The following is a 7,421-nucleotide window of genomic DNA, read 5'->3' as shown; positions in this document are numbered from 1 at the left end:
CGACCGGAGCGAGGCGGAGCGGCTCTCCGCCTCGCTCCGGTCGTCGACGCAGAGCCGGTCGATGGCATGCTCGAAGGCGAGGATTCGACGGTCGCCCGAGCGGGCGCCCTCCTCCGGGCACCGCAGCACGGCGATCGCCGTTCCCCGCTCCCGGAGGCCGGACATCAGCGGATAGAGCCGGGGATGGGCGACGACGAGGATGTCGTAGCCCGCGAGCGCGCCCCGGATCGGATCCCAGGCGGTGTCGTCGGCCTCCGGCAACTCGAACGAGGCGCCGAAGTAGCGGAAGTCCGAGGGCTGCTCCGGAGGCAGGTCCAGCCGGTCGAGGCTCGCGGCCGCGTCCAGACCGCCGGCGCGCAAATCCACCGGCCCATAGAGAAGAAGGTGCGGCGCGACGCCGGCCGCAGCGAGGCGGCTCGCGACACGGCCGGCGATCCCGGGGAGCGGCGCTGTCGAGACGATGGCGACCGAGCGCCCGTCAGGCTGGCGGGCGGTGTTCGAGAGTGGCGCGCCGCGCAGCTCGGTCTGAAGGAAGGTGAGCGTTTCCTCGGCGGTCGGCAGAGTCAGGCTCTGCCAGTGCCAGCGCGTCGGCCGCTCCCAGTCGGCCGTCCCGGCGCGACAGTCGGCGAGGGCCCGGTCGAGCGATGCGGGTGCCGGGAGACCGAACGGCACGGTGAGGCCAAAGAGCGGGAAGGGTGAGGCCGGGAACGCCCCCTCCCCCGCGACGGCCGCCGCGAAGGCGCGTGTCCGCACAAGAAGCGCGGCGGGCTTGCCGTCACCCGGCGCGAAGGCCTCCAGCGAATCGCCACTGCGCAGCACCAGCCCGGCACCGTCGCCGTCAGCGCAGGCCGCCTCGAGCCGGCGCAGCGCGCCTTGCGCGATCCGCGCCGAGCGGAGCGATTCCAGAAGCTCTTCCTCGGCGAAGAGGAGGAAAGGAGGCAGGCCCGGCTGCTCGGGCTCAGCGAGGATGCGCCAGAGCCCCGCCGCGAAATCCGCTCGGGGCACGAAACGTCGGATGTTGCCGGGATCGGTGAAGCAGGCGACCGCCTCGGGACCGACCCAGGCGTAGCGGGGGTGGTGGGCCTGCTCCAGGGCGAGCAGCGAAGGACCGCCATAGGCCTTCCGGTGGCGCCTGCGCAGGGCGTCGAGAAGGACGGGGCGTATCCGGGCCGAGCCCCGCACCATGCTCTCGGGGCGATAGCGGTAGTCGAGCCCCATCGCGGGCACGCAGCGGGCCCGGAACCCGGCCGCCTGCACGCGGATCCAGAACTCCCAGTCCTCGTAGCCGTCCCGCATGGTCTCGTCGTAGCGCAGGCCCGCCTCGAACACGCCTCGGCGGATCAGGCTGCTCGCCTCGATGAAGTTGCCCTGCGCCAGCACGTGCAGGGGCGTGGCCTCGACGGCGACGTGACCCGACCAGGGGATGCCGAACTTCACGAGCTGCGGATAGACGAAGGCGATCTCCGGATCGGCGGCGAGCACCCGGCGGCCGGCGGCCAGCGCTCCCGGCGCGAGCCGGTTGTCCGCGTCGAGCATGTAGAGCGCCTCGGCCTGCGGCCACGCCTCGAGCGCCGCCGCGATGCCGAGATTGCGGGCCCCGCTGAGGCCGCGGTTGGCGCTGCGCAGGTAGCGGATGCGCGGATCGGCCAGCGCCATCGAGAGGCCGAGCTCGCGGGTCTCGGGAAGCGGGCAGCCGTCGTCCACGATGACGAGGCCGACGCTTCCGGCGCCCGCCTGCGCGAGAATCGAGGCGGCCGCCTCGGACAGGAAATGCGGCTGCTGGTAGACCGGCACGATCACCGCGAGCGTGACCGGGCCGGCCGCGTCGGCGGCGGAGGCGTGACCGCTCAAAGGTAGACCCGCAGATCGCGGAACACCGCCCAGGCGTCGGGCGCCGGAGGCGTGGCAGGCTCCGTTGCGGCGAGCAGGATGTCGTGCGGCTCCGTCAGGGGCGCGGGAAAGAGCAGCGAGACTGCGCCGTCCCCCTCCTCCCTCGCCGCGAGCGCCTGCGTCGCGAGCCGTCCCTCGGGCCCGGCGATCCCCACGGTCACGGAAAGCGCGGCCGGCGTCTCGGCGTGGATGTCGAGCCCGACGAGGATCCCTCGCGCGCCGGCCGGGCAAGCCAGGGGCAACCGCGCCTGCGCGCCCGCCCGGCAGACGATCGCCCCGAGCGAGTCGATGCGGCGCACCTTCCCGGCCTCGCCCTCTCGCGGTGCCGGCTCCTCCCTGAGACCGGAGAGCGCGTCGGCACCGAGCGTATGCAGGCGATAGGGCGCCTCGTCCGGGTCGTCCGCGTCCTCGGGCAGGAGCGTGCCGGGGCGGTGGGGCGGCGTGGTGCCGGGCAAGGCGGCGTGGAGCCGCATCGCCAGTGAATAGGGCGCGATCGCCTCGCTGGTCTCCGCGTCGGCGAGCTGCGCGGCCGGCAGCGGCTGGAACGCGCCGAGGGCGAGATTCGCGCAAGACGAGCCCGGATCGTCGCATTCGACCAGAAGAGACAGAGTGCGCTCCAGGCCGGAGAGCGCGACGGGCAGCCCGAGCCGCACCCAGCCGTCCTCCGCCCTCGCCGGAACGCGCCAGCGCGCGAGGATGTGGCCGCCCTCCCCCTGGACGAGACGCATCGCGATGGCGCCCGGTCCTCCGCCGATGCAGGCGACATCGATCGCCGCAAGGCCGGTACTCGCAATCGGCAGGAGCTGGCGCAGGACCGCGCCAGGCACGAGCTCGATCTGCGTCTCGTAGTCCGGCTCTGCCGTGGCGAAGACCGTCTCCATCCGCGCGAGCCCGGTCTCGCCGAGGAACCGGTCGAGCCCGGCCCTCTCCGTCTCTAGAGTCTCGACCGCCTGGCGCAGATGCGCGACGCGCCGAGCCTGCCGCAGCGCCGAGCGGGCGAGCGCGCCGGTCTCGGCGAGAAGGGCGTCGAGAAGCGCACGCTCGACCAGACCGCCCTGGGCGCGGCGCTCGATCACGAGGATCTCGGGCAGGGCCGTGGCACCGTTGGCCAGCATCCAGGCGCGAACCTGCTCCATGAGAGGATGCGTGCGGGACGCCGCGATCAGGCCGAGACAGGGTGCCGGAGCGAGGGCGACGGGCTCGCCGTCCTCCGCGAACCACAGGCCGGCCTCGGTGACGCCCGTGACCTCCCGGACCCACAGAGATTCGGGAATGGCGCGCCGGACGGACGCGTCGATGCCGGCGACGAGTACCTGAAAGGCCTGCATGCTCGGAGTTCGATCCCTTCGGTCAGATCGGGCGCTCAGGCGCCGGCGGTCAGCGGACGCCCCGCCTGCAGGATTTCCATCATCCGGCGCCAGAGCGCCACGCATTCCTGGTTGGTGGGGCCGCGCCAGTCGGTCTCGCTCGGCACGCGCCCCTCGGCGAGATCGTAGCTGATGACCCGCCGCTCGCTGATCTGTCCGGTCCAGACATGAGCCTCGATGTCCGCAAGGTCATGCCGGAGCCGGCGAAGGTCGGACGCTTCGAGGCCGAGGCGGCGAGCGGGCACCTCGGTCGGCACGACGAGGAAGCGCCGGCCGGTCCGCGCCACCGTGGAGACGGTGTTGCGCACCGCCCAGCGGTCGGTCACGTCGCACTTCGTCGGGATCAGCACGAGGTCGGAGCGCGCCACCGCGGCCGTCGTGACGTCGGCGATACCGGCCGGGGTGTCGACGAGGCAGAAATCCGCCCGCCGCCGCCCGGCCTCCACGCACGCCGCCTCGAGCGCCGCCGAGCCCTCGACGGCGAGGACGGCGGGCTCGCGCCCCGGCCTCTGAGCGGCCCAGGCCATGACCGTGTGCTGGCCGGCGTCGCAGTCGACCAGGACGCAGCGCAGGTTGGCATGGGCGAACATCGCCGCGAGCAGGATGCTCAGGGTGCTCTTGCCGGCGCCGCCCTTCTGCGAGGCCATGGTCACGACGTACACGCCGCCCTCCCCGCTCCCGCGCTCCCCGGCACCCGCGCGAGAAGGGAGGCACGCGTGTCGCCGGCGAGCGCCCTAGCGCTGGGTGCGGGCCAGGGCACGGCGGGATTCGATACGGTGCTCCAGGGTCCGCCTGGCGTTCTCGGCGATGCCCGCATCCTGCGCGCTCAGGGTGTCGCAGATCGCGCGGGCGCGCTCGGCGTCCTCCGCGGCGGTCCCGGCCGTCTGAAGCGCGATGCGCCGCCAGGCACAGGCGATGATGTCCGAGCGCGGCAGCGGCGGGCAGCCCTCGACGTAGCAGGCGGCGAGACGGCGCTGGCTCTCGATGTCGCCCCGGATCGCCGCAGCCGTCAGGTCGGAGGCGTCGTCCATGTCCTGCCGCGCCTTCAGGGCGTGATGGACGATGTAGCCGAACCCGACGAGGGAGAGCAGCGCGGCGCAGACGGCAAGGACGTTGATCAGGTGATCCGTGAATCCGCCACCGGAACGCATACCAGGCACACCGCCGACCGCGGACCGGAGGGCCCGGGCGCTCACGAACTGGCAACCACAGCGCATCGGGCCTGTCAACGTTAGCGCATCGTCTCCACGAACTCCGAGCACGGCGGAACGTGCTCCGCCAAGGACGCGGCTCTACGGAGGCTTCGGATTCCCTGCCCGATCGCGGAAAGGGATAGGTAACTTAACAAAAACACAAGCTAATCATCTCACTTAATAAGAAGTAGATGCAGGATTTCTTAGAGTTAAGCAGTCCGTAAATTGCAGTTTTGTTTTCCAATCTTGAGGCTGTTTTTATTTAACTACGTATCTAAACCCGAAGAATAGGCGCGTCATCCATTCTGCTCCTACGAATTCTGGAGCCGGACGATGACGACCACCTGGAACACGATCTCGAATCTTCTTGGCAGCCGCACCGCCAGCGTCGCTTCGACAGGCCTGTGGAACCTCCAGGGCGGCACCGCCGCCGCCCCCGGCCTGTCGGCCGTCAGCGCCTGGAAGGAAGCGACGGGTGCGGGCGTGAGGGTCGGCGTCTTCGACGACGGCGACCTCCATCAGACCGCCGTCACCGGCATCATCGCCGCCCGGCCCTCGGCCGACGCGCCGATCGGCGTCGCCTACAACGCCAATGTCAGCACCTACACGGTGGTCGGCCGCGCGATGAGCGACATCATCGGCGCGATGACGCAGGCGGTGAACTACGACGTCACCAACAACTCCTGGGGCTGGAGCTACGCCTACTACGCCAACCGCAGCGCCTCGATCTTCTCCGGCTTCTTCAACGCCATCACCGACGCGGCCGACCACGGACGCGGCGGCCTCGGCACCGTGCAGGTCGTTGCGGGCGGCAACTACCGCACCACCGGCGGCGACACGAACATCTCGAACTTCACCAACGACCGGCACGTCGTCACCGTCGGCGCCGTGACCTCCGAGGGCGGCGTCGCCTACTACTCGAACCCCGGCGCCTCGCTCCTCGTCTCCGCCCCCTCGAACGGCGGCACCAAGGGCATCACCACCACCGATCTCCCCGGCTCGGCGGGCTACGCGGCCGGTAGCGTGACGACGACCTTCGGCGGCACCTCCGCGGCCGCGCCGCAGGTCACCGGCACCGTCGCGCTGATGCTCGAGGCCAACCCGAACCTCGGCTGGCGCGACGTGCGCACCATCCTGGCCATGTCCGCCGAGCAGCCGACCGCGATCGCCACGGTCACCAACGGCGCGAGCAACTGGAACGGCGGCGGCATGCGCTTCTCGAACGACACCGGCTACGGCGTCGTCGACGCCCACACCGCGGTGCGCCTGGCCGAGACCTGGATCGGCCAGAACACCTCCGCCAACGAGCTGAACCTCAGCGTCTCGGCCACCGGCAACCGCACCCTGAACTCCTCCGGCGCGATCAGCTACAGCTTCAACGTCGCCAACGCGATCGATCTCGAGACCGTCGAGGTGACGCTCCAGGGCTCGCACAGCCGTTCGAGCGATCTCGTCGTGCAGCTCGTCTCGCCGGACGGCACGGTGAGCACGCTCCTCAACAAGTCGGGCGGCAGCGTCGCCTACTCCACCTACACCCTGTCCTCGAATGCCTTCCTCGGCGAGGACGGAGCGGGCCAGTGGACCCTGCGCGTCAGCGAGGGCGCGAACTCGGCCACCGGGACCTTCACCGGCGCGACGCTGGCGCTGCACGGCGCCGATCCGTCCGCCAACGCCGACACCTTCGTCTACACGGACGCCTTCTCGACGCTGGGCGACAGCGCACGCAGCACCCTGCGCAGCACCTCGGGCACCGGCATCATCAACGCGGCCGCCACGACGAGCGACGACGTGATCGACCTCCACGCCGGCGCGACCTCGGTCATCGCGGGCCGCGCGGTGTATCTCACCGCCGACTCGAACATCAACACGGCCGTGGCGGGCGACGGCAACGTCAAGATCATCGCCAACGACCACGGCAACACGCTGGTCGGCGGCCACGGGAACGACACCTTCATCGGAGGCGCCGGCAACGACACCTTCATCAGCGGCACGGGCCGATCCAACTATTACGACGGCGGCGCCGGGATCGACACGGTGGTCGAGCGCGGCGCGCTGAGCTCCTGGTCGGTGGAGCGGGTCGACAACACCCACTACACGCTGACGAGCAGCACCGGTCAGGTCGACCATCTGGTCAATGTCGAGCGCGTCACCTTCGACGGCCAGTCGGTGCTGCTCGACCTCGACGGCAACTCGGGCCTGGCCTTCCGCCTCTACGGCGCGGCCTTCGACCGCTCACCGGACGCGCACGGGCTCGACACCTGGATCCAGTACCTGGACCAGGGCCAGTCGATCCAGTGGGTGGCGGACCGCTTCGTGAACTCGGTGGAGTTCGCCCAGCGCTACGGCAGCAACATCGACGACGCCACCTTCGTGACGCGCCTCTACGAGAACGCCCTCCACCGCGAGCCGGAGGCGGCCGGCTTCCAGCACTGGATGACCGCCATCCAGAACGACCATCTGACCCGCGCCGACCTGCTCTTCGCCTTCAGCGCTGGCACCGAGAACGTCCAGAACCACCTCGCCGCCGGCATCCACGGCGCCCTCCTCGCCTGAGTCCACGCAGATCGAACGAAGACGGGCCGCTCCAATTGGAGCGGCCCGTCTTCGTTCGGCATCAGCTCAGATGTACTTCGGAAGCGCGTCATCATCCAGTCCGCGGAGGCGGATCGGGTTGGAGAGCACAACTGTCACGTCCGTATCCCTGAACTGGCGCGCAACGCGGATCGGCGTACACTCACGCGTGAGCTCATGACGACTTTGAGCATCCGGAATTTGCTGCCATCAGGCTTGCACGCCTTTACGCAGTCATAGGACCTCGCTGGTCGTCCTGATGCCGGTTTGGCCTGGCGTCCGCGACCGTTGCCGGCGCGAGCGCCTGCCGCCGACCCGGTCCCGGATCGGCGCTCGACCCCCGGGCGCGATCCCTAGCATGGCCCCGGGCGCTTGCCACCAGCCGCAGTGCACAAATGCC

Annotated in this window: 5 protein-coding genes; 1 reads left to right on the top strand and 4 read right to left on the bottom strand. The window is 70.6% G+C overall.

The features are described from left to right. From MFF04_RS18415 to MFF04_RS18400, 4 genes are all read right to left on the bottom strand, one after another. On the bottom strand, positions 1-1,851 hold a 1,851-nt coding region (locus tag MFF04_RS18415; protein ID WP_238277956.1), incomplete at its 3' end, for a glycosyltransferase family 2 protein. Further along, a complete protein-coding gene (locus tag MFF04_RS18410) occupies positions 1,848-3,218 on the bottom strand; it encodes a DUF6212 domain-containing protein (RefSeq protein ID WP_238277954.1) in 1,371 nt (456 codons plus the stop codon). The genes MFF04_RS18410 and MFF04_RS18415, both read right to left, overlap by 4 nt. A gap of 35 nt (positions 3,219-3,253) precedes the next feature. After that, entirely contained in the window at positions 3,254-3,919 is a 666-nt protein-coding gene (locus MFF04_RS18405) for a ParA family protein (protein ID WP_238277952.1), read from the bottom strand. A 72-nt stretch (positions 3,920-3,991) separates the two neighbouring features. Further along, positions 3,992-4,408 (bottom strand): hypothetical protein, encoded by a 417-nt coding sequence (locus MFF04_RS18400; protein ID WP_238277950.1) that lies wholly within the window; start codon positions 4,406-4,408, stop codon positions 3,992-3,994. A 375-nt stretch (positions 4,409-4,783) separates the two neighbouring features. On the opposite strand from MFF04_RS18400, the gene MFF04_RS18395 reads away from it, so the two are divergent. After that, positions 4,784-7,003 (top strand): DUF4214 domain-containing protein, encoded by a 2,220-nt coding sequence (locus tag MFF04_RS18395; RefSeq protein WP_238277948.1) that lies wholly within the window; start codon positions 4,784-4,786, stop codon positions 7,001-7,003. The last annotated feature ends 418 nt before the right edge of the window (positions 7,004-7,421 follow it).

Source organism: Methylobacterium jeotgali (assembly GCF_022179345.1).
GTDB classification, from domain to species: Bacteria; Pseudomonadota; Alphaproteobacteria; order Rhizobiales; family Beijerinckiaceae; genus Methylobacterium; species Methylobacterium jeotgali.
The sequence above is the reverse complement of the archived record's forward strand: the minus strand, read 5'-3'. Positions and strand labels throughout refer to the sequence as shown.